Source organism: Halobacteriovorax sp. BALOs_7 (assembly GCF_003612895.1).
Classification (GTDB): Bacteria; Bdellovibrionota; Bacteriovoracia; order Bacteriovoracales; family Bacteriovoracaceae; genus Halobacteriovorax_A; species Halobacteriovorax_A vibrionivorans.
This window is the reverse complement of record NZ_CP027772.1, coordinates 2808529-2829769: the sequence shown is the minus strand read 5'-3', so window position 1 is coordinate 2829769 and position 21241 is coordinate 2808529. Positions and strand designations below refer to the sequence as shown.

Annotated in this window: 21 protein-coding genes; 15 read left to right on the top strand and 6 right to left on the bottom strand. The window is 36.8% G+C overall.

What is annotated here, in order from left to right:
• Positions 1-36 precede the first annotated feature (36 nt).
• The 6 genes from BALOs_RS13385 (at position 37) to BALOs_RS13360 (ending at position 4778) form a co-directional block, all read left to right on the top strand.
• Positions 37-552: a hypothetical protein gene (locus BALOs_RS13385; RefSeq protein ID WP_120405459.1), complete on the top strand. Its 516-nt coding sequence runs from the start codon at positions 37-39 to the stop codon at positions 550-552.
• Positions 553-629: 77 nt separating this feature from the next.
• Positions 630-1019 carry a LexA family transcriptional regulator gene (locus BALOs_RS13380; RefSeq protein ID WP_162929695.1) on the top strand — a complete coding sequence of 130 codons (390 nt, stop codon included), beginning with the start codon at positions 630-632 and terminating at the stop codon, positions 1017-1019.
• A complete protein-coding gene (locus BALOs_RS13375; RefSeq protein WP_114705705.1) occupies positions 1020-2306 on the top strand; it encodes a Y-family DNA polymerase in 1287 nt (428 codons plus the stop codon).
• A gap of 72 nt (positions 2307-2378) precedes the next feature.
• Positions 2379-3056: a hypothetical protein gene (locus tag BALOs_RS13370; protein WP_120405457.1), complete on the top strand. Its 678-nt coding sequence runs from the start codon at positions 2379-2381 to the stop codon at positions 3054-3056.
• 4 nt (positions 3057-3060) lie between these two features.
• Positions 3061-4029 (top strand): DUF2817 domain-containing protein, encoded by a 969-nt coding sequence (locus BALOs_RS13365; RefSeq protein WP_162929694.1) that lies wholly within the window; start codon positions 3061-3063, stop codon positions 4027-4029.
• A complete protein-coding gene (locus tag BALOs_RS13360) occupies positions 4026-4778 on the top strand; it encodes an alpha/beta fold hydrolase (RefSeq protein WP_120405455.1) in 753 nt (250 codons plus the stop codon). Before BALOs_RS13365 ends, BALOs_RS13360 begins: the two co-directional genes overlap by 4 nt.
• On the opposite strand, the gene BALOs_RS13355 is transcribed toward BALOs_RS13360, so the two are convergent.
• From BALOs_RS13355 to gpmI, 3 genes are read right to left on the bottom strand one after another with little or no spacing between them, the layout of a single operon-like run.
• Complete coding sequence (locus BALOs_RS13355) at positions 4760-6331, bottom strand: glycosyltransferase family 39 protein (RefSeq protein ID WP_120405454.1); 1572 nt, start codon at positions 6329-6331, stop codon at positions 4760-4762. The two genes, BALOs_RS13360 and BALOs_RS13355, sit on opposite strands and share 19 nt — an antisense overlap.
• A 4-nt stretch (positions 6332-6335) precedes the next feature.
• Positions 6336-7343 carry a 6-phosphofructokinase gene (pfkA, locus tag BALOs_RS13350; protein ID WP_199506604.1) on the bottom strand — a complete coding sequence of 336 codons (1008 nt, stop codon included), beginning with the start codon at positions 7341-7343 and terminating at the stop codon, positions 6336-6338.
• A gap of 8 nt (positions 7344-7351) precedes the next feature.
• Entirely contained in the window at positions 7352-8875 is a 1524-nt protein-coding gene (gene gpmI / locus BALOs_RS13345) for a 2,3-bisphosphoglycerate-independent phosphoglycerate mutase (RefSeq protein ID WP_114705700.1), read from the bottom strand.
• A 195-nt stretch (positions 8876-9070) separates the two neighbouring features.
• Between gpmI and BALOs_RS13340 the strand changes: the two genes are divergently transcribed.
• From BALOs_RS13340 to BALOs_RS13330, 3 genes are all read left to right on the top strand, one after another.
• A complete protein-coding gene (locus BALOs_RS13340; protein WP_120405453.1) occupies positions 9071-9805 on the top strand; it encodes a hypothetical protein in 735 nt (244 codons plus the stop codon).
• Between the two features lie 163 nt (positions 9806-9968).
• Complete coding sequence (locus BALOs_RS13335; RefSeq protein WP_120405452.1) at positions 9969-11693, top strand: acyl-CoA dehydrogenase; 1725 nt, start codon at positions 9969-9971, stop codon at positions 11691-11693.
• Between the two features lie 31 nt (positions 11694-11724).
• Positions 11725-12540: a hypothetical protein gene (locus tag BALOs_RS13330; protein ID WP_114705697.1), complete on the top strand. Its 816-nt coding sequence runs from the start codon at positions 11725-11727 to the stop codon at positions 12538-12540.
• A gap of 2 nt (positions 12541-12542) precedes the next feature.
• On the opposite strand, the gene BALOs_RS13325 is transcribed toward BALOs_RS13330, so the two are convergent.
• The gene (locus BALOs_RS13325; RefSeq protein ID WP_120405450.1) at positions 12543-13778 is read right to left on the bottom strand and encodes a class I SAM-dependent RNA methyltransferase; all 1236 of its coding nucleotides are present in this window, start codon (positions 13776-13778) and stop codon (positions 12543-12545) included.
• Between the two features lie 198 nt (positions 13779-13976).
• Here BALOs_RS13325 and ahcY point away from each other — a divergent pair, with 198 nt between their 5' ends.
• The 3 genes from ahcY (at position 13977) to BALOs_RS13310 (ending at position 16461) form a co-directional block, all read left to right on the top strand.
• Positions 13977-15272, top strand: coding sequence for an adenosylhomocysteinase (gene ahcY, locus BALOs_RS13320; protein WP_114705695.1), 1296 nt, complete (start codon positions 13977-13979; stop codon positions 15270-15272).
• Positions 15273-15335: 63 nt separating this feature from the next.
• The gene (gene rpiB / locus BALOs_RS13315; RefSeq protein ID WP_114705694.1) at positions 15336-15776 is read left to right on the top strand and encodes a ribose 5-phosphate isomerase B; all 441 of its coding nucleotides are present in this window, start codon (positions 15336-15338) and stop codon (positions 15774-15776) included.
• 4 nt (positions 15777-15780) lie between these two features.
• The gene (locus BALOs_RS13310; protein WP_162929693.1) at positions 15781-16461 is read left to right on the top strand and encodes a hypothetical protein; all 681 of its coding nucleotides are present in this window, start codon (positions 15781-15783) and stop codon (positions 16459-16461) included.
• A 1-nt stretch (position 16462) separates the two neighbouring features.
• Here BALOs_RS13310 and BALOs_RS13305 read toward each other — a convergent pair whose 3' ends face one another.
• A complete protein-coding gene (locus tag BALOs_RS13305; RefSeq protein WP_120405448.1) occupies positions 16463-16855 on the bottom strand; it encodes a thiol-disulfide oxidoreductase DCC family protein in 393 nt (130 codons plus the stop codon).
• A 26-nt stretch (positions 16856-16881) separates the two neighbouring features.
• Positions 16882-18666, bottom strand: a complete 1785-nt coding sequence (locus BALOs_RS13300; RefSeq protein WP_120405447.1) for a hypothetical protein — start codon at positions 18664-18666, stop codon at positions 16882-16884.
• Positions 18667-18902: 236 nt separating this feature from the next.
• Here BALOs_RS13300 and BALOs_RS13295 point away from each other — a divergent pair, with 236 nt between their 5' ends.
• Genes BALOs_RS13295 through BALOs_RS13285 form a run of 3 tightly spaced genes read left to right on the top strand, consistent with a single transcriptional unit; the run spans position 18903 to position 21224 of the window.
• Positions 18903-19466, top strand: a complete 564-nt coding sequence (locus tag BALOs_RS13295) for a metal-dependent transcriptional regulator (RefSeq protein WP_114705690.1) — start codon at positions 18903-18905, stop codon at positions 19464-19466.
• Positions 19429-20007, top strand: coding sequence for a hypothetical protein (locus BALOs_RS13290; protein ID WP_120405446.1), 579 nt, complete (start codon positions 19429-19431; stop codon positions 20005-20007). The genes BALOs_RS13295 and BALOs_RS13290 overlap by 38 nt, the downstream gene beginning before the upstream one ends.
• Positions 20007-21224 carry a hypothetical protein gene (locus tag BALOs_RS13285; protein WP_120405445.1) on the top strand — a complete coding sequence of 406 codons (1218 nt, stop codon included), beginning with the start codon at positions 20007-20009 and terminating at the stop codon, positions 21222-21224. The genes BALOs_RS13290 and BALOs_RS13285 overlap by 1 nt, the downstream gene beginning before the upstream one ends.
• Positions 21225-21241: the final 17 nt, after the last annotated feature.

Here is a 21241-nt window from a genome sequence, read left to right as displayed (position 1 = left end):
ATTCCTTGCATATATTCATCCTAATCGGAGGAGAGTATGCACAAACAAATGCTTGGGTTACTGCCATTGGGAAGTAAGGCCCATTTAACAGAGATGTATGGCTATTCATCTAAGGGGATTCCTGGCCTTGAAATAGTGGGGCTTGGTTCAAAGGGAAAGGCCATTAAAGAAAAATTTATCTTTCTATCAAAGAAGTATAATTTGAAAATTGCTCCTAAACGCTATGTTCTTTGTATTGATGATAATACGGTTCTTGGCTCTCTTAGTTCTAAAGAAGAACTTTATCGCTGGCTTGAGTTACCACTTCTTATTCTCTATTGGTCCATGGCCGGTGTTCTTCCTATTCAAAACTTAAGTGATTGTCTTTGTGCAGGAAGGATTTCAACACGTGGTAAGATTGAGCCCTTTCGCTTTGATGAAACATCATCAGACTTTCTTCATCGATTGGATGACTTAAAACTTAAGGTTATCGCCAGTTACAATGATGACTTAAGAGGACTTACGTACTTTATTCCCCTTGATGAGATCATTAAGTTCCCAGATGCATCATAAGTCATTGAATTTTAATAGACTTGAAAAGGTTTTCTTTTATCTTGTGCGTAAGTTATGCGTAAGTTATAATGAATCTTATGAACACGCACAAGAAACTTCCAGTAGCAAATTGTGGCCTCTTTGGAATCAGTGAGGACCACATTGAAAATTATCAGTCTTTAGATGAGCGCTTTGTCCAAAATCGTTCAGCGACTTTCTTCTTTGAAGCTCAAGGAGACTCGATGGAGCCATTGATTATTCCTGGTGACGTTTTGGTCATCGATCGCTCCTTGGAAGTTAAAAGTGGAAGAGTTGCTATTGTCTACTTAGATGGAGAGTTTCTATGTAAGCGTTTCATTAAGCAGGATGGGAGAGTCATCTTGCGCTCACACAATCCCTTGCATCGAGATATCACCATCACTGATGAGATGGACTTCTTGGTGTGGGGGCCAATTGTAGCAGTGGCACGCGATATGAAGGAACTTTAAATGGGAAGTCATAATAAGCAGAAGGTTTATGCTCTTGTGGATTGCAATTCATTCTTCTGTTCTTGTGAAAGGTTATTTCGGCCAGAAATTAGAAATAAACCAGTAGGGGTTTTATCAAATAATGACGGATGTTTTGTCTCTCGTACACCAGAGCTAAAGGCCCTTGGTGTAAAAATGGGAGACCCTTATTTCAAGGTAAGGAGGCTTTGTGAATCACACAATGTTCATGTTTTTTCTTCTAATTTTTCTCTGTATACAAATATCAGTGATCGGGTGATGAATGTCTTGGCCCGTTTTGCACCTTCTTTAGAAATATACTCTGTTGATGAGGCCTTTCTTGATCTAACGGGGATGGATGAAGATCTTGTAGCCTATGGCCATCGCATTAGAGAGACGGTTTTACAGTGGACTGGAATTCCTGTCAGTATTGGGATTGCACCTTCTAAAACACTTGCAAAGATTGCAAATCATATCGGCAAGAAATCAGAAAAGGCCAATGGCGTTGTCTGTCTTCTCGATGAAAGATTACAAGATGTGGCCCTTAAAAGAGTTTCTATTGAAGATGTTTGGGGGATAGGAAGAAAGAATAGTGTAAAGCTTAGGACCTTGGGAATAAAAACGGCTTATGATTTTAAGGCCTTTAAGAATATAAAAGTTATACAGCGAACTTTAACTAAACTTGGTCGTATGACTCAAGATGAGTTAAGGGGAATAACCTGTTACGAATTAGAGGAATGTCGGCCAAAGAAGAAAGAGATCCTCTGCTCTCGTACCTTTAGTGGCAGTGTTGTTGATCTTAAAAGCCTACGAGAATCAGTTGCAAATTATGTAACTAATGCAAGTGAGAAGATGCGGGCACAGCGTAGCTTATGTGCAACAATTGAAGTTTATTGTCATAGTGATCCACATAAATTAAATGAAGTACCTTATTACGGTAAGGATAAAGTTAAGCTTCTTGGGCCAACATCTGATACAAGAAAGATTATTAAATATGCCTGGTCTGCACTCGATGATCTTTTTAAAATGGGGGTTTGTTTTAAAAAGGCCGGAGTTAAGCTTGGAGACTTCTCAGATGATGAGGTAATTCAACAAAGTCTCTTTGAAGAGTTAGATGATCCACGTAGCGCAAAGCTTATGAAAATTGTTGATGAAATTAACCGTCGTGAGGGGAGCGGTATGATTCGTTCAATGGCCTGCGGGGTTGATAATGATTCATGGAAGATGAGAAGAGAAAAATTATCGAGGCGTTATGTGACAGGTTGGGCCCAGTTACCAAAGTGCTCTTAACCCAAAAAAAATTGCCGAGTGCGTTATCTTCTCTATATTGCCATAAGTCTAGGAGCTGACTATAATGGCCAAATGAGCGTATTTAAAGATCAAGTTGGAAAATTAGAAATTATAATCATGACATCAATTGCCCATATGGTTTTCTTTGGGATGTATTTTGCTGCTTCAAACCCGAATTGGTTTGCTGGAGTTTATACAGTAGAAGATGGTTTCTTGGAGATGCAGCAAGCTATTTATTTATTACTTGTTTCAATTCTATGCCTATGGCGATTCTTTAAATTAAAGGATAGTAAGTCTAAGTTATTTAAGTTTTCACTCTTGGCCTTTGCCGCTTTATTCTTCTTCGGTTTTGGAGAAGAGATAGCTTGGGGGCAGAGAATATTCGATTTAGGTTCTCCAGAGTTCTTTCAGCAATACAATACGCAAAATGATATTACATTACACAATCTAAAATTTGGTGATTTCAAAATCAATAAAGTTATCTTTGGTTTAATTGCTGGAATTATATCTGGTGTTTACATTCTAATTTTACCAGTCCTTTATCGCACAATTGGTTTTGTACAATATATCATTGATGACTTTGCAGTACCCGTACCAAAGCTAATTCATACATTCTTCTTTCTTGCGATGTATATTCTTTTTTTAACGATTGATCATGGTAAGAAAGGTGAAGTTATTGAGCTAGTAAGTTGTGCAATGTTCTTTGTTATCTTCTTATCCCCATATAATATAAAGACTTTTCAAAGGTAGCATCGTGAAAGACTTCGATGAGTTACATGCCATAGGTGAATTAACAAAAATCGAAGACCCACTTGTTAGATACCAAGAAATCACGAGAATTAACCACAACGGTGATAGCTTTCCAATCCATAGTTTTGAGATTGGAAGCGATGATCCAAGCGCTCCGGTATTAGCTTTATTTGGAGGAGTTCATGGACTTGAAAAAGTTGGGACTCAAGTTGTGGTAACTTACTTAACATCTTTGTTTAAGCAACTATCTTGGGATGAAGAGTTAAGAAGAAGTTTAGAAAAATATCGAATTATTTCAATCCCGCTCATTAACCCATGGGGGATGTATCATCATAGAAGATCCAATGCTAATGATGTTGATCTTATGAGAAATGCTCCTGTAAAAGCATTAGAGAAAAAGAAGTTTCTCCTTTCTGGGCAAAGGCTGACGCCGAGGCTTCCTTGGTATCAAGGGCAAGAAAATGCTGCAATGGAAGAGGAGCTACAGGCCCTCGTTAATTATTGTCGTAAGAATATCTTCCAAGCAAAGAGGGCCATCTCTGTTGATTTCCACTCTGGCTTCGGACTCAAAGATCGTTTATGGTATCCCTACTCTAAGACATTGACGCCATTTAAAAATATAACGGAAATGGAAAATTTAGAACAACTTCTAAATGAAACACATCCACACCATATCTATCAGATTGAGCCAACATCAGAAAGTTACACTATTGAAGGTGACGTATGGGATTACCTATACGATGAGTATATACAAGAAAATCCTGATGGAGTTTATATCCCTTTAACATTGGAGATGGGAAGTTGGATTTGGGTTAAGAAGAATCCTTTGCAAATCTTTAGAAGAGAAGGACTTTTTAATCCGATAAAATCTCATCGTTATGATCGAACTATGAGAAGACATATCATGTTAATTAAATTCTTATTTCGCGCTGTCGGAAGTTCAAAAGCATGGGTTAAGGAGAATTCACTGTGAACTGGTTATTACTTAGAGGACTCGCTAGAGACAGTCGCCATTGGTATAAGTTTCCTGACTATCTTCACGAGATGGATGAAACACAAAATGTTTTTGCTCTAGATTACCTTGGAGTAGGAAGTAAGAATGAAGAGAATTCACCGCTTAAGATCTCAACTTATGTTGAAGATTTAAGAAGTGATTGGCTTAAATTAAAAGAAGAGCACCCTGGAGAGTGGGGTGTCATTGGTATTTCAATGGGTGCAATGATGGCATTGGATTGGTGTGATCGCTATGAAGATGATTTTAGAAATCTTGTCCTTCTTAATACATCAACTAGAGACACTGCAAGTATCTTCCACCGCTTATCTTTTGAAGCAATTGGAACATTTTCAAAGTTAATCTTTAATAAAGACACAAGAGATCGTGAGAAGAAGGCCTTATCTCTAACTGTAAAAATGAAAGAGCTACCAGATGATCTACTCGATGCATATGCTGAGTTCTTTGAAGATAAGCCTTTAAGAAGAATTAACTTCTTAAGACAAGTCTTTGCAGCTTCTCACTACAAACTTCCTCAAAGTATCAAAGCAAAAACATTAGTCTTGGCCGGTAAAGAAGACAAACTTGCTCATTATAAATGTAGTCAGGAGATTTCTCGTAAACTTGGTGTCCCACTTGAATTACATGAACAAGCAGGACACGATTTACCAATTGATGATCCAGACTGGATCATTGAAATGATGAGAAAGCATTACTTCATAAGTAAGTAGACATCTTCCTTTAGAGGCTCGTATGAACGTTGTGTCAGGGCCGCTTTTATATGACGCCATCTAGCTCGTCTTACCCATTTATTCCACTTTGCAATAACTCTGTGAGAGTCTCTTATCTCAGGTGTGATTCTTGAGATGGCAGCAATTACAACAGCGTTTTCTTTATTTAGGAAATCTTGTACTTGATGCTTTTTAATCGGTTCAACATTCATCTCAAGAGATTGTTCGTAGAAATAAGACCTGCGATCAACAAGGGCAACCTTCTTGTCTTTGAAAAGACTTTTTGCTCCTTCAGGTACTGCTGGAATATAGAATTGTGAGATAACAATAGACCAAAGAAAGATTAAATAAAGTCCAATTGTATTGAATCCAATTAAGACATTCTTCTTTGCAATAGCAATCATTGAGATAACGATTAGAAGTAAAAAGATAAGATTAACAGCAATCATTACACCATTTGAAAAGTATACAAGAATACAGCTGATCACTAAAAATAAAAGATTCAATGGTGTTACAAGAGCTAGAACATACTTTGATTTTTCTCGAAGAGTATCTAGATCAACTTGTAATAACAGAAATGTCATAAAAAATGGCACTGCTGGAATTGCATAGTGATGAGATCTCTGTGAAGGAATAAGCCATACGACAAAGAAGCACACAAAGTGAAAGAAGAAATAATATGTTTCTTTATTAAGGCCTTTAAAGCTTTCCTTTAATTTATTCCAAGTCAGAGGAAGAATTAATACCCATGGTAGAGTATAAAGAAATAGCCCTTGAAATACCTTATACATTGGCATTGGAACTTTTCCGAATTTTCCAAGGTTCTCCCTAACAAAGAAGTAATTAAAGAATTCTTCCTTATAGCTTAGGTAACTTGCAAAATACCAAGAGCAACTAAGAATCGTTATGGCCAAGAAGTAGAAAAAGCATTCTTTGATAATGAACTTTTTATCTTTCTTGTATAGGAATAGTTGATAACAGCTCATCGCAAGAAAGCTCATGACAATAGTTACTGGGCCTTTTATTAAAGCGCCAGCTCCACCAAATAATATTGCTAAGATAAAACTCTTTTTAGATTTGTCTTTTATATAATCAAAAAGAAAAAGCGAACTAATAAATGGAAGCAGTGATAGTGATGTCTCCATCATGAAAGTACGGCCAAACTTAATTGCACCGTAGCCTCCTAAGAAGAAGGCGAGGGTTAAGAGCGGCTCAATTCGAAATCTTCTCTTTAACCAGCCGGCAGTAAAGACTGCTAGAATAATCGTTAAGATTGCTTGAGAAGCGCGGGCCCCTGTCAGAGATGATTCACCCATTAGTGCATAAAGTGGAAATGGCATCCAAAAATGAAATGGCGGTTTTGACCAATGTCTTTCTCCTCTATAGTGAGGTGTCATTATATTATTGGTGTCATACATCTCTTGTGAAATTTGGACATATAATGATTCAGTTCCCTGGCGAGGTGCACTGAGGTTTCCAATATCCCATAGGTAAAAAATTGAAAATAAAATAGTAAAGATAATAAATAAATTCTTGTTTGATACTTTTTGCATATAATTACTTTGATAGAGTTTTTACAATTTCAACATACTTTTCTTCAACTTCAAACTTCTTACCAAGACAGTTTTCAAGTTTTTCTAGTACAACTTGTCCATTTTGTTCTGCCGTTACACTGGCCTTCTCACCAGCAAGAAGTGACTTCACAGCAAGATGTCCCATTTGGGTTGCAATGAAACGATCTCTGGCAGTAGGGTTTCCACCTCGTTGAATATGGCCTAGGATACATACTCTTGAATCGAGCTTGTGCTTATCAAGGAGTTCATTGTGAACATAATGTGAAAGGCCTTCTGTTTCACCTTCTGAGGCAATAATAATTGAAGAGCCTTTGCCTCTTTTAAGACCTCTTTTAATATCATTAGCAATTGTGTCGATATCAACTTCTTTTTCTTCTTGAACTGGAAAGATAATATTTTCAGCACCAGTACAAAGTCCCACATGAAGAGCGATGGCCGGAGACTTTCTTCCCATAACTTCAACGATAAACGTTCTATCGTGAGAGTGGGCCGTATCGCGGATCTTATCGACAGCTTCGATTGCAGTTTGCACTGCTGTATCAAATCCAATTGAATAGTCAGTTCCTTCGATATCATTATCAATCGTTCCAGGGATTCCAACGACAGGAATTCCATGCTCCTTATGTAACTCCCATGCACCATTGAATGATCCATTACCACCAATAACAATTAGCGCATCAATATTCTTCCTTTTTAGTATATGTGCAGCTTCAGCTCTAATCTCTGGTTTAATAAACTCTGGACAGCGTGAGGTTTGTAGAATCGTTCCACCTTTTTGGAGAATATTTCCAACACTTGCTGTATCCATTTGATGTTGTGAACCTTCGAGAAGACCTGCATAGCCCCGACGTATTCCAAATATTTCTATATCATTAGCTAGACAAGTTCTAACTACAGCGCGAATTGCACAATTCATTCCTGGGCTGTCACCGCCACTACATAGTACTGCAATTCTATTTATATTATTATTTGATTTTGTTTCTTCACTCATAAAATTTCCTATTCAAAGATATGATGTCCAGTAAAGCTAGGTGCTTGATGAAGTCCCATAATATAGAGACAAGTAGGAGATACATCCATTAATGAATGTTCACCCGGTGCAATTGTAAAAGCTTTATCTTTTAATTTTTCGTTAACGACACAAAATGGAACAAGAGCTCCAGTGTGAGCTGTGTGAGGAGTTCCATCTTTATGAACCATTTGATCACTATTTCCATGATCAGCTGTGATAATCATTGTTATCCCTTCCTCTTCACACTTCTTATAAAGTTTTGCGAGACACTCATCAAGAGTCTCTATCGCTTGTACAGCAGCTTCATAATTTCCTGTATGGCCGACCATATCTGAGTTTGCAAAGTTAACAACAGAAAAGTCATATTTTGATACTTTTGCTAAGAGTTTTTCAGTAACTTCTGGAGCACTCATTTGTGGCTTTTCATCATATGTTGAAACTTCTTTTGGTGATGGAATAAGAAGATGGTCTTCTCCTGCAAAAGGCTCTTTTTCACCACCATTAAAAAAGAAAGTTACGTGAGCATACTTCTCTGTTTCGGCTATTTTTAATTGTTTTAGGCCTTGGTCACTTAAGTACTCTGTCATTGTTCCTTTAAGTTTCTCTTTATCAAAGAGAACCGGTAAATCCATTTCATCAGGGATATAAGGAGTCATGCAAAGAAACATTGCAGGAAAGAAAGGCCTTTCAAATTCACTGAACTCTGGATAATTGAAAGCTAGAGTTAGCTGGATTGCACGGTCTGGTCTAAAGTTTGTAAAGAAGACACAATCACCTTCTTTAATAGCATAGTCTTTATTAAATAATGCTGGTGCAATAAACTCGTCAGTTCTTCCAGCTTCATATTCGCTATTAAGATATTCCATAGGAGAAAGATCTGTAATGTCCCCGTTACCTAAATACATATCGTAAGACTTTTTAATCTTTTCCCATCTGCGATCACGGTCCATTCCAATTGAGCGCCCTTGCATTGAAGCAAAGTGGCTGCCTTCATATCCAACGATATCTTTTAAGTACATATCACCACAGGCCGGAGGAGTATCCCTTCCATCCATAAAAGCATGGACGAAGACTTCAATACCACTTTCTTTAAGACATTTAATGATCTCTTTAGTGTGTTCTATATGTGAGTGAATGCCACCATCAGAAAGAAGTCCTAAAAGGTGGATGCGATTATTATTCTTCTTTGCTGTATCAATAAGCTTTTGAAGTTGATATTGACTACAAAGGTTGCCCTTCTTTATCGACTCATTAATACGAACCAAGTCTTGCCTAATAGCACGACCTGCTCCTAGGTTCATATGCCCAACTTCAGAATTACCAACAACACCTTTAGGGAGTCCAACAAGTACTCCTCCTGCTTGAATATTTGTATATGGATAAGTCTTAAACAACTTATCAATCGTTGGTGTTTTTGCGTCTCTAATAGCATTCTTTTCAGTGTTTTCACTAATTCCGAAACCATCAAGGATAACTAAGAGGGCCTTTTTACTTATATTTTTTATCGACATAATCACGATCCTAGCAAAGTGTTTGTACAAAACACATTTTATAACTACTTAAAGTTTATACAAAATACCCCAATGTGTTCACTTTTTATACACATGGTGCTTTCTAATTACTTGTAATCTCATCTTAAAACTTGGCACGCAACTTGTATATATATAGGCAAATTGTTTAAAACACACACAAACACGGAGAATATTATGAAACTTAACTTAAAGAACTCGATTCTATCAGTCATTGTTCTTGCTTCACTAGTCGGATGTGGATCTGACGGCGGAGGAGGCCTAAATGGTAGTGGCTTCAATTACAATGTAAATGTAAACAATGGTACAACTAATGGCCTTGCATCTAGTCTTGTAACAGCACAGCAACTAGCAAATGCAATCGCCAATAATAACTTTGGTCAAAGCTCGCCTCAAGGCCTTTATGCTTTCCAAAAGTCTAACTCAAGCTATGGTTCTCAAGATTGTGAAGAAAAATGGTATGGAACAATTTGTACATATTCGTCATCTTCATCAAGTTATAACAACCAAGACATTGGTTTTAGAGAGTTAGGTGCAAATGGAGTTATTAATCGTAATGTAAATTACTATGGTACTCAATACACATACTCAGAAGATGCCCACTTTGGAAGTTCATTATCATCTCTTGCAAATAATCTTGCATCATATGTAATGTCTGCCAATGCAAATGGTAATTTATATAAAGTTGATCCTTACGGACGCTATTATAGATATTCAGATAATATGAACTGCTCTCAGTTCTATTCTTTAGGATATGGCTCACAATCCGATTGTGAGTATGTTAAGAGAATCAGTTCTCGTCGCTGGGTAATTAAGATTAACGGCGCTGCTAATTTAATTGATATGAATCAGGCCCTTATTAGACAACCTGTTTCAAGAGAAGCAACAACTGTTAATGCTACTCCTTACTAAGATTTAAATCCCCCAAATATATACCTGACAAAAAAGCGCGGCAATATCCGCGCTTTTTTATTAAATTAAACCTAATTTACGCCGGCTAAATTTGTCTTTACGTGCATGTAACCTGAACATCATTTATAATAATAGTGTTTTAGTATTAAAAAAGGACTATTATATGGCAAAGTATCGTACAGACTTAATGGATGTAAATTTCAATCTATTTAAAACGTGCAAAATTCAAGAACAGGCCGGTGAACTCGGCTATGGTGAGGCCGAATTAAAGGATATCCTCATCCAATTTGATAAATTTGTAGAAAACGAAATCTATCCAACTCGTCAAGAAAGTGATGAGATTGGGGTAAAGCATGTGGACGGTAATGTTATCGTTCCAGAAATGTTTCACAAAGTTAATAAGAACTTCTATGAAAATGGTTGGTATGCACTTGGCTATCCTGAAGAAGTTGGTGGGATGCCAGCTCCACATGCTTTAAAAGTAGCATGTACTTCAATGGCAATTGGTTCAAACGTTGCTTGGTCAATGTATTACGGACTATCTCAAGGTGCGATGAATGTAATTCTAAAAGTTGGATCTCAGGAACAAAAAGATCTTTTTGTAACGAAGATGATGACTGGTGAATGGGGTGGGACAATGTGTCTGACTGAGCCAGGAGCAGGGTCTGATGTTGGGAATGCAAAGACAACGGCAAAGCCACTTGATAATGGAAAATATGCAATCAATGGCGTAAAGATTTTTATCTCTTCTGGTGAGAGTGATCTTTACGAGAATAATATTCACCTCGTTCTTGCAAGAACTCCTGGAGCACCTGAGGGAACAAAGGGACTTTCTCTATTTATCGTTCCAAGATTTAACGTTGATTCAGGAGAATCAAATAATGTTAAATGCACGAAGATCGAACATAAAATGGGAATTCATGCTCAGGCAACTTGTGAGCTTACTTTTGGCCAAGACGGAGAATGTGTTGGTGAGCTTATTGGTGAAGAATTTGATGGTATGAAAAATATGTTCATCATGATGAATGAAGCAAGACTACTTTGTGGACTTCAAGGTGAAGCGCAGTCAAACCTTTGTTATGAACTATCTGAGCAATATGCAAGAGAGCGTTCACAATTTGGTACTGAAATTATTAATATGCCAGATGTTAAGAGAATGCTACTTAAGATGAGATCGACGGCAAGAGGGCTAAGAGCTCTTACTCTTTATACTGCCAATCTATTTGATAAGGCAGAGAAAGGAGATGAGGTTGCAGAAAAAGAAATTGCTCTCTTTACTCCAATCTGTAAAGGGTACTGTACAGATGAAGGTGTCAATATCGCAAGTGAAGGTGTACAAGTTCACGGTGGTTACGGTTATTGTACTGAATACGGTATTGAACAATTCATGCGTGATACAAAGATTGCAACAATCTATGAGGGAACTAACGGAATTCAAGCAATTGACTTTGTTATGAGAAAGATCCTTATGGATAAAGGTGAGACATTCTTTAATGTAGGAAAAAAGATTCAAGCAACAATGAATAAAGAAGAAGCAAAGTCATTTCCTCATGAAATTTCAATGATTGGAAAATCAATGGAGATGAGTGAAGAAGTTGTTAAGAAGTTTGGAAAGCTTATGGCCGAAAAGAACCAAAATGGTGTTATGGCATATGCAACTGACTTCCTAACTTATTGTGGAAACCTTGTTGTTTCTTGGCTTTTACTTGAGCATGCTTGTATTGCTCAAAATGAATTGAAAAACGCTTCTAGTGAAGAAGAGAAAAAGTATTATCAATCAAAAATTGATGACTTTAAAGTATTCTGCCAGTATCAGCTAACACGCAATATTGGTCTTGCTCATAGTGTTTTAAATTTTGAAGAAGATCTAACTTCAATCAATGTTTAATTTTGAAGTATTAAAAACACGGGTGTGAGTAATGGAAAGTATGATTAAAGGAGTTGATCTCTTTAATGAATCAACTCATGGTAGTAGCAACTACTATAAAGACAATATTTATGTCATGAAGAAGAAAGGGGAATACGCACCCTTAAGCTTCATGGAAAAAAAAGTAGAAGAGTTTAATGAGTCAGAGTTATTGAGCAAGGGATATATTTATGACTCCCTTGATCTCGTTGGTGATAAAGAGTTTACTCAATGGTATGAGAATCAATTCTCTCGTAAGCTTAAGAGAACTCAGGCCAAGCAGGTCATGATTATCCATCTTCCAGATAATAAGAGAATCTTTGATGCAATTGAAACCGTTAATAAGGTTTATGACATTTTAAGAGATGAGCATATTATTTTTAACGGTAAGAAGCTACCTGTTCAGTTAGGTGAATGGTATGCAAAGTGTATCTTTGGTTTGATGCAAAAGAAGTCAACTTCTCAAAGAGGATTCGATTTTTATACGACTGATAATAAACGAGTTGAAGTCGTTGTACACTGGGGAGATCAAACTTCACCTAAAGGTGTGAAGGTTAGGAAGTCATTTTGTGATCTTTCAGATCAGGTCATTATCATCTATATGGCACGTAACTTTATGATCCGCGATATCTGCTTACTTGATTCAGACTTTGTATTAAGAAAGTTTGCAGGAAAGGGACATACAATGTTTCTTAAAGATTCAGATATCGGAACATACTTCTTTTCAAAGTCGGCAAAGCACAAGGATAAAGTTGCAAATAAGAACTCGCTTCTTAAATACGCTTTACCTAAGCTTGCTATGAATCTAACGGAATTCTTAGAAAGTTAAGATTACATTAATTCATATTTTAAAAGGCGGCATTCTATGTCGCCATTTAAAAACTCTGTCTTCTTAGAAGTTTTTAGGCGAATATTCTTTCTTAGTGGCCCATGGGCAGTAAGAATATATGCAGTTGATCCTTTAAAATTATTCTTTAATGTCTCACCAATCTCATAGTAGAAATCGTTGATATCTTCAAAACCAATTGCTTGAATTCTCTCTCCATATGGAGGGTTGAATAGAACAATACCTCTTTCAAAACCTGCAGGTACAGACGCTTTAGAAAATTCTTCACAATTGAAATTAACAAAGTCTACACGGCCGAAGCAATCGAGTAAGTGAGCTCTTGCAAGCTTGAAGTTCTCAACATCTGCATCATTATAAAAGAATTTATCACTTGGGATAGAATCAATCTTCTCTTGTGAGTCTGTCATTACTTCATGAACTTTATCAAAGTACCAATCCACAAGATTTGAATCTTGAAACCATGGATGATTAGTAAATGAATATGGAGTCGTGTTCTTCTTAAGTCTAAAAAATGCTGGTGATAACTTTAGAAAATAAATTATCGATTCAATAAGAATCGTTCCAGAACCTGCCATTGGGTCATAGAAAGGTCCTTGGCAATCCCACTTTGTTTCCGCAATAAGTGAAGCCGCTAGGTTTTCACGTAAAGGTGCACGGTGGCCTGATTCACGATAACCTCTTTTATCAAGAGACTCACCAACCATGTCAGCGTAAACGATTACTTTACAACCTTCTTTAACTTTTTCAACTCGTTGTAGGAAAGTTACTGTCGGCGTTGTTGTTTCAACATTTGGACGCTTGCCAAATTTATCTCTCATATAATCAACGAGAGAGTCTTTTAGAGTTTGTGATAGGAAGATTGAACTCTTAAACAGCTCCTTACTTTCACCATCTAAAAGAGTATTGATTTTAAAAGTCTGCTCTGGTGTGATGTAGTCTTCCCATGGAAGTTCCCCAGCTCTTTTATAAATCTGCTTTTCATCACGGATATAGAAATACCCAACTTCTTTAAAAACACGAGAAGCAATACGGGCATTTAAAATATATTCTACAGTGGCCTTATTTCTGGCCTTGAAAGCTGCACCACCACGGCCGGCCTTTCCTTCAATACCATTGGCACGAAGCTCATTGACGAGGTATTGCTCACAACCACGAGGGCAAGAAGCAAAATAAAAACTCTTGTCATTAATGACTTTATTGCTATTTCTTTGATTATTCATAGGCTGGATTTATGCTTTATTTTGGCGTGTGTCAAAGAAAATAACCTAAGTTAGTAAAATATCGTTCATTCTTCGTCTAAAAATACCCATAAAAAGGTGATTATTGAGCCGTATAGACTTCAAACTTGAAGAACTTACTGATATAGTTTCCATCATAAATATTTTTATAATTTAGTTAATCATACAAGTGAGGAATTCATGAGCTTTACAGACTACAAAGTAGCTGACATTTCCCTAGCAGATTGGGGAAGAAAAGAAATTAAAATTGCTGAAACTGAAATGCCGGGACTAATGTCTCTACGTAAAGAGTTTGGTGCTTCAAAGCCACTTAAAGGTGCAAAAATCGCTGGTTGTCTTCACATGACAATTCAAACAGCTGTTCTTATTGAGACTCTAGTTGAGCTAGGTGCTGAAGTAAGATGGTCATCTTGTAATATTTATTCAACTCAAGATCAAGCTGCTGCGGCCATCGCTGCTGCTGGAATTCCTGTTTTTGCTTGGAAAGGTATGAACGAAGAGGAATTTGACTGGTGTATCGAGCAAACTCTTAAGTGGGCAGATGGATCAGCTCTTAACATGATCCTTGATGACGGTGGTGACCTTACAAATATGGTTCACGACAAATTCCCAGAATTAATCGATGGAATCAAAGGTCTTTCTGAAGAAACAACGACTGGTGTTCATAGACTATATGAAAGAGTAAAAGCTGGAACTCTTAAGATGCCAGCAATCAATATCAATGACTCTGTTACAAAGTCTAAATTTGATAACCTTTACGGATGTAGAGAGTCTCTAGTAGACGGTATCAAGCGTGCAACAGATGTAATGATCGCTGGTAAGACTTGTGTTGTTGTTGGTTACGGTGATGTTGGTAAAGGTTCTGCTCAGTCTTTCAAAGGTCTTGGAGCAAGAGTTATCGTTACTGAAATCGATCCAATTTGTGCTCTTCAAGCAGCAATGGAAGGTTTCGAAGTAATGAAGATGGATAAAGCAGCTCTTGAAGGTGATATCTTCGTTACAACTACAGGTAACTACCACGTAATTAACGCTTCTCACTTAGATAAGATGAGAGATGGTGCAATTGTTTGTAACATCGGTCACTTTGATAATGAAATCGATATTAAGCACCTACATAACAATTATGAAGAAGATAATATCAAGCCACAAGTTGATCTATATACAGCAAAAGATGGTAAGAGAATCATCCTTCTTGCTCAAGGTCGTCTAGTTAACCTTGGTTGTGCAACAGGGCACCCTTCATTTGTTATGTCGAACTCATTCTGTAACCAAGTAATTGCTCAAATGGAACTTTGGGAAAATGCTGGTAAGTATGAGAACAATGTTTATATGCTACCTAAGCACCTTGATGAAAAAGTTGCTCGTCTTCACCTTGAGAGAATCAATGTTGAAATCGATGAACTTTCTCCTCAACAAGCTGAATACATCAGCGTACCAGTTGAAGGTCCATACAAACCTGAACATTATCGTTACTAGCCAATACGCGCTATTAATTTATAAAAGCCTCCGAAAGGAGGCTTTCTTATTTGAGGTAAAGTCATGAGTAAGAAAATATTCCTAGCAACAGATCACGGTGCATTTGAGCAGAAAGAATCTGTTAAGAAATTCTTAATAAGTGAAGGCTATGATGTTGAGGATCTTGGTACTCATTCTACTGAATCTTGTCACTATCCTGAATATGCTATTGCACTTGCTAAGGCCGTTCAAAAAGAAGGGCGTGGAGTTCTTCTGTGCGGATCGGGGATTGGTGTGAGTATGGTTGCTAATAAGTTCAAGGGAATTCGAGCAGCTCTATGCCATACTGAGGATGATGCAAGATTGTCTCGCGAGCATAATAACTCTAATGTTATCTGCTTTGGTGGGCGTATTTCAAATAGTGAAGAGATTATTGCCATGACTAAGATTTGGCTGGCCACTGAGTTTGAAGGTGGCAGGCATAAAACCCGCATTGACATGTTTTCAGACCTCGGTGAAAATTAAAGATATGTTTAAAATTAAATGGACAGAATATATCTCGTTTTTCGTTATTTTTGTAATTGGAATTTATAGTCTCTATATTTCAAGAACAGATTTAGCTTATTTCGATAATGTGCTTAGTACACATAATGGCCTACTTGAGTGGTTTACCTTTGCTGGCCTTTGTCTAATCTCATTCGGTTACTTCTACCGCCGTAAAGTTCTTACAAATTTTCGAGATAAAAAGTTTCTTACGATGCTCATTGTTTTAGGGATCTTCTATGTAATCTGTGCATTAGAAGAGGTCAGTTGGGGACAACGTTTATTTGGTTGGCACTCACCTGAGATGTTTAGAGATGCTAATAGTGTTTTATTAGAAACAAACTTTCAAAATTGGTTAATTGCCCGCGGTGTTAGTCATGAGTCTTGGAACCTCTTTCTTAGAGGAGTTCTTTTCTTCTATTTATTTGCTGTTCCAGTTTTTTATTTAAAGGTTGATAAGTTTAAGAACGTAATCGACGCTTTTGCACTTCCTGTGCCAAAGGCAACTCATATCATAATCTTCTTAATCCTTCTTATTATTACTCTGTTTATACCAAGTGATAATAAGGTTCAATTTGCAGAGTTTTGTTTAACTTGGGTATTAACGGCCCTAACTTTAGAGCCGTATAATCGTGGAATGTTTTCTCGTAAAAGTCTTGTTCGCTAGATTATGCGTGCTTCATACAATTAGGACATTTTCTCTTTATCATTTTGCGATAGGCATTAGTTGTTTTGTGAAAGTAGTCTGTTGCTTTCTTTCCCATGTCACTTTCTATTAGCCAGCTAAACTTGTGTACAAGAGGATAGAGTTTCACTAGGTGAGCAATTACATCTTCACCTTTTAGAACCTTTTTATCTGAAGTGATGTAGTGAACAACATTTTGGCATTCCTCTTCATTTAGTCCAAGTTCTTTGAATTGTTGATACACTTTTTTATCATTTACTGGGATGAAAGAGATCTTCTTAGCACCTTCTAGCCTTGCTAGAGAGTCTTTAAAGCGAATGCAAAGAGGGCATTCATCATCAAAAATGAGAATTGGTAACTTGTAATTTTCTTCCATGAAAATTCCTTTAATTAAATATTTCTTTATTGAATTCCTAATTTCTTTGTTGCTGAATATCGATATCGTCTTGAAATAATCTCAAAGATATTTCTCGATTTATCTTTTGTGATACCAGCGTTTTTTTGTGCCTTTATTGAATAGTCTAAAATATCAGCAGTTGCTCTTGCGTTTTTCTTCTTCTTTTTCTTTAGAAGGTGAGCATAAGGGTTTACAACCTTTTTATCTGATTTCTTTTTCTTGTTAAGCCCATTTCCACCTTTAAAATAAAGTCCGTTATCTTTTTTCTTATAACTAGCATACTTTCCTTTATACTTTAGGCCGCTTCCATAACGCTTTCTGAGTGTTTGTTCTGCTTTCTTGCTTTCTTTCGTCTCTGGTGCAGCTGACATTGCATTTGCAACCGTACCATTTAGTCCAAAGTCTCTTAGGGCATTGGCAACTTCTTCATTCTTCTTTTCATATGAACTTGGAAGTTCAACCTTATCAAGTGCATCTCTTACTTTATCATTGGCCATTGCAAAGATCTTACCTGCAGTTGCGCGGTACGAGTCAGAGGCTCCTTCAGGTTTTGAAACTCCATTTGTCATTTTATAGAAGTTATCAAGGCTTGATCCAAGTCCCCCTGGAATGTACATATCATTGATCTTTGCTGAGATTCTCGTATCAAGACATGTATTAGTTTGGCGACAACTACAACCAACATCTTCTTTTACATTATTATCAACACAAGATACTTGGTAGTTTCCGTTTTGGGCCTTACGTTGAGCGATTTGTGGGTAACAGTAAGTTACATCATTTTGTGTTTCTGGCTGACTACAGTAACAGTCTCTATCTGAAACAGGATTACATTTTCCTTTTCCACTTAATTTCTTACCAACTGAGTTTAGCTTGTCTGCAGCATCACCATGCATTCCATATTCCCACATATAGTATTTTGTCATGAGTGCTGCAGCTCCAACCTTTAAAAGATTTGTTGGGCTTGTAAAAGCTGACGTACTACCAGTTGAAGCCATCCAAGCAATATAGCAGACAGTTGTTGCTCCCCACCCTTTTCTTTGAATATCGACTGACTTTTGGCGGTCACGGTGTGATCGCGCTTGTTTAAAAAGGGCCGCACTTTGTGCATTTTCAATATCAGGCTGAGATGCTAATGCAAATTCATCGCTTCGCTTTTGAGTTGCGCGGGCGATAATCTCTGTTCCCATTGGGATGTATTGACAGTAATCAGAGTCTTGCTCTTCAGGAGCATCAGCTTCCTCTTTTTTCGCTTCCTCTAGAGGGTCCTTTCCTTTGTTACCTTCTTTATCTTGCCATTCACTTAACTTTTCTTGCTGAGCTTCTGAAGGGTTTTCAACAGCTTCATAAGTTCCATCTTCTTTTCTTGTAAATCCTCGTTCACTCCATTTACTTTTAACATCTTTTTTAGTCGCCTCATCTATTTTTCCAAAACTTCCGCCACCACCAGCTTGTGAAACTGCCGGCATAATCATTGAGTAGGCTTGAGCAACGGCCTTAAATAGTTGTGGGGACATCCCTAAGAATTTCTCACCTTCAGTGGCATCTCCACCATTTTTAATATTGTCACAATAAGCATCGGTACCACATTCTTCTGCCCACGCTTCCTCCGCCTCACGCTTCTGATAACCAGCATGAGTGAAGTTTTCCATCTTCATCTTATCTTGATCTGTAAGATTTCCCGTTCTCACATCTTCTTGAGTCGGAGCTGTATATCCTGCTGACTGGGCCAAGGCATCTATATTCATAGTGGCCCAAATAGCTAGAATGATGAGTTTATTTATCTTTAACATTGATTTCCCTCAATAATTTAGATTCCTTTTAATTTTAACACGCTGAGGCATTGCAAGGGAGGACTGTAATATGTGCCGTCAGTATATTAATGTAATTACAGTGGGTTATGGGGATTATTGCTCTAAATAAAGGGGAATTTCAATGCACCAAAATTTGGGCACATTGCGCTGTGGTATTTGCCAAAAATACCTGAAATTGCTAGATTATAGCTATAACCTAATTTGTGAGAAATATCATGGCCAATTTAGATACGAAAGATAAAAAACCACGTGAAGCAGAACTGTCACATTCAATGGTCCACTACCTGTTGGCCATCCATAAATTGAAGGAAGAAAAAGGTTATGCTCGCGTAACTGATATCGCCAAAGATTTAGGACTGACAAAAGGTTCTGTATCAACAGCTTTAAATAATCTTAAGAAAAGAGAACTTGTTAAAGAAGAAGACGATACAAAGTTTCTTCTTCTGACAGATAAGGGTCATGATGAAGTTCATCGTACTCTTACATCAAGAACTCTTCTTTACTATTTCCTAAAAGATTTTGTAGGTGTTTCTGAAGATATTGCTGAAAAAGATTCATGTATGATTGAGCATCTTTTAAGCGAGGAAACTAGTACGAAATTCTTCGACTTCATGAAGACACTTTCTTGCTCATGTGACGATTTAGCAAAAGATGGTAAACTACCTAAAGGTTTTAATTTTAAAACAACTTTAAGTCTTTGTGACTTTAAGTCTGCTGAAGAGTTCATGGAAGGGCAGAAGGGTGATACTTACTTACAAGAGGACGACCAAGATTCTTAAAATATTTACAATAGCTTTCATTGCATTATCAGTTAATGCAATGGAGTTTTGTTTTAAGAAAGGTCCTTCTATTCACGCAACTCGTTTAAAAATTAAAGAATATCTAATTGAGGGTGAGTCCATAAAGATTCTTCCAAAGTCTCATTGTTTAGATGTAAAAGTTAAACCCACTCGTCAAATCTTTATTTCTAAAATTATAAAATCTCATTTTCGCTCTGATATTGAAGTTAATACGATACCTATTTTTAATTCTGAATTTTGTAAGTTTAAATTAAAAGAAGAAACAACTATCGAAGATAAAGTTTCTGAATCTATTTCAGAATTAATCTCAATGAATGGAGATGAATTTGATTTAGATCTAAGTGGCACTCAGCTGTCTATGATCTGTCATAAAAAAGCGGGATCATATTCATTAGATCTCATTAGTAAAAACACTCGTAAGGACCTTTTAAATATCAAATTAGAGACAGGTAAGTGGTTTGATCTTTCGACTCTTTCGTCTTTAGAGGGTAAGAAGTTCTCTTTAATGGTGATTGAATAATGAAAAGTCTTATTACTGCTGTTAAAGAAATTCATCACGGATTTCTTTCATTAAGTGTTTCTGAGCGAAAAAATATTTCTGTCGTAACACTAACTCTATTTTTAGCTTTCTTCTCCTATCCTATGATTCGCTCAAGTGCTACGGCATTATTTATTGATAGCTATGGTGCAAAAAGCACTCCATGGATCTGGTTAAGCTCTGTAATGTTCTTAGGAATTAGTGTTAGCATCATCAATATCTTACAGACACTTTATTCGATTGGTGCAATCTTTAATACAATTGTTGCAACGTCGATTGCCTTAATGGGCGGGGCCCTTATTGCTTCATTTAATGGAGTAGCATTTGGTAGTGGTGTCTTTGCAGTATGGAAAGAAGTTTATATTATTCTCGTTGTTCATTTGTCATTGGGTTATTTAAACTCTGTAATCAATATTAAAACAGCAAAACTTGTCTATGGCCCTCTTGGCGCTTTAGGTTCTATTGGTGGTGTCTTTGGTGGTCTATTAACCACTAGTCTTATGAAGAACGTCGGTGTTTTTTATGCGGCAAGTGCAGGTTTATTTGTTTTGGCACTCGTGATTTTAATTTTTAGTTTTACTCAAAAGCAGTTTCTTGAAGCAAAAGATAAGTCTCCAATAACTTCTCTAGAAGGAAAGAAGGCTTACGTCTTTTCGATTTGTGGATTAATTATTTTATCTCAATTCGTTATTAATCTTGCTAACTTTAAGTTTAATCTCGGCCTAGAGGTTTTTGAGAGTGCTGATGCAAAAGGTGCATATCTTGGAAATATATATTCTTCCATTAATATTCTCTCTCTTGTTGTTCAACTCTTAGTTATTCCAATTGCTTTTAAGTATTTAAAAATTCCAGTGGTACATATTTTGGTTCCAGTGGTTTTCCTTGTCTTAATTATATTGGATCGCGGTCAATTCTTAGGTCTTCTAGGAACGGCAATCCTCTTTGTTGGTTTTAAAGGGCTCGACTATTCTATATTCTCTGCAGCAAAGGAGATGCTCTATTTCCCTTTAACGCAGAAACAAAAGTATGGGGCCAAGTATATTGTTGATATGATTGTGTACCGTGCGTCAAAAATGGGGATTTCAGCATTATTATTAGTCTTTACAAGTTTAGCTTTCACTCAGAATATGCTACTAATATCAGTGTTACTCTGGATATCTCTGGCCTCATTTATGGCCTATAAATTTCGTTCAGCGTAAAAATATTCATAAACTAT

Excerpts from the sequence above, each read along its gene's own strand:
- BALOs_RS13310 (WP_162929693.1), top strand. The coding sequence starts at position 15,781 with ATGTTTAAAATTAAATGGACAGAATATATCTCGTTTTTCGTTATTTTT.
- rpiB (WP_114705694.1), top strand. The coding sequence starts at position 15,336 with ATGAGTAAGAAAATATTCCTAGCAACAGATCACGGTGCATTTGAGCAG.
- BALOs_RS13330 (WP_114705697.1), top strand. The coding sequence starts at position 11,725 with ATGGAAAGTATGATTAAAGGAGTTGATCTCTTTAATGAATCAACTCAT.
- ahcY (WP_114705695.1), top strand. The coding sequence starts at position 13,977 with ATGAGCTTTACAGACTACAAAGTAGCTGACATTTCCCTAGCAGATTGG.
- BALOs_RS13385 (WP_120405459.1), top strand. The coding sequence starts at position 37 with ATGCACAAACAAATGCTTGGGTTACTGCCATTGGGAAGTAAGGCCCAT.
- BALOs_RS13375 (WP_114705705.1), top strand. The coding sequence starts at position 1,020 with ATGGGAAGTCATAATAAGCAGAAGGTTTATGCTCTTGTGGATTGCAAT.
- BALOs_RS13300 (WP_120405447.1), bottom strand. The coding sequence starts at position 18,666 with ATGTTAAAGATAAATAAACTCATCATTCTAGCTATTTGGGCCACTATG.
- BALOs_RS13325 (WP_120405450.1), bottom strand. The coding sequence starts at position 13,778 with ATGAATAATCAAAGAAATAGCAATAAAGTCATTAATGACAAGAGTTTT.
- pfkA (WP_199506604.1), bottom strand. The coding sequence starts at position 7,343 with ATGAGTGAAGAAACAAAATCAAATAATAATATAAATAGAATTGCAGTA.
- BALOs_RS13370 (WP_120405457.1), top strand. The coding sequence starts at position 2,379 with ATGAGCGTATTTAAAGATCAAGTTGGAAAATTAGAAATTATAATCATG.
- BALOs_RS13285 (WP_120405445.1), top strand. The coding sequence starts at position 20,007 with ATGAAAAGTCTTATTACTGCTGTTAAAGAAATTCATCACGGATTTCTT.
- BALOs_RS13305 (WP_120405448.1), bottom strand. The coding sequence starts at position 16,855 with ATGGAAGAAAATTACAAGTTACCAATTCTCATTTTTGATGATGAATGC.
- gpmI (WP_114705700.1), bottom strand. The coding sequence starts at position 8,875 with ATGTCGATAAAAAATATAAGTAAAAAGGCCCTCTTAGTTATCCTTGAT.
- BALOs_RS13355 (WP_120405454.1), bottom strand. The coding sequence starts at position 6,331 with ATGCAAAAAGTATCAAACAAGAATTTATTTATTATCTTTACTATTTTA.
- BALOs_RS13295 (WP_114705690.1), top strand. The coding sequence starts at position 18,903 with ATGGCCAATTTAGATACGAAAGATAAAAAACCACGTGAAGCAGAACTG.
- BALOs_RS13340 (WP_120405453.1), top strand. The coding sequence starts at position 9,071 with ATGAAACTTAACTTAAAGAACTCGATTCTATCAGTCATTGTTCTTGCT.
- BALOs_RS13380 (WP_162929695.1), top strand. The coding sequence starts at position 630 with ATGAACACGCACAAGAAACTTCCAGTAGCAAATTGTGGCCTCTTTGGA.
- BALOs_RS13335 (WP_120405452.1), top strand. The coding sequence starts at position 9,969 with ATGGCAAAGTATCGTACAGACTTAATGGATGTAAATTTCAATCTATTT.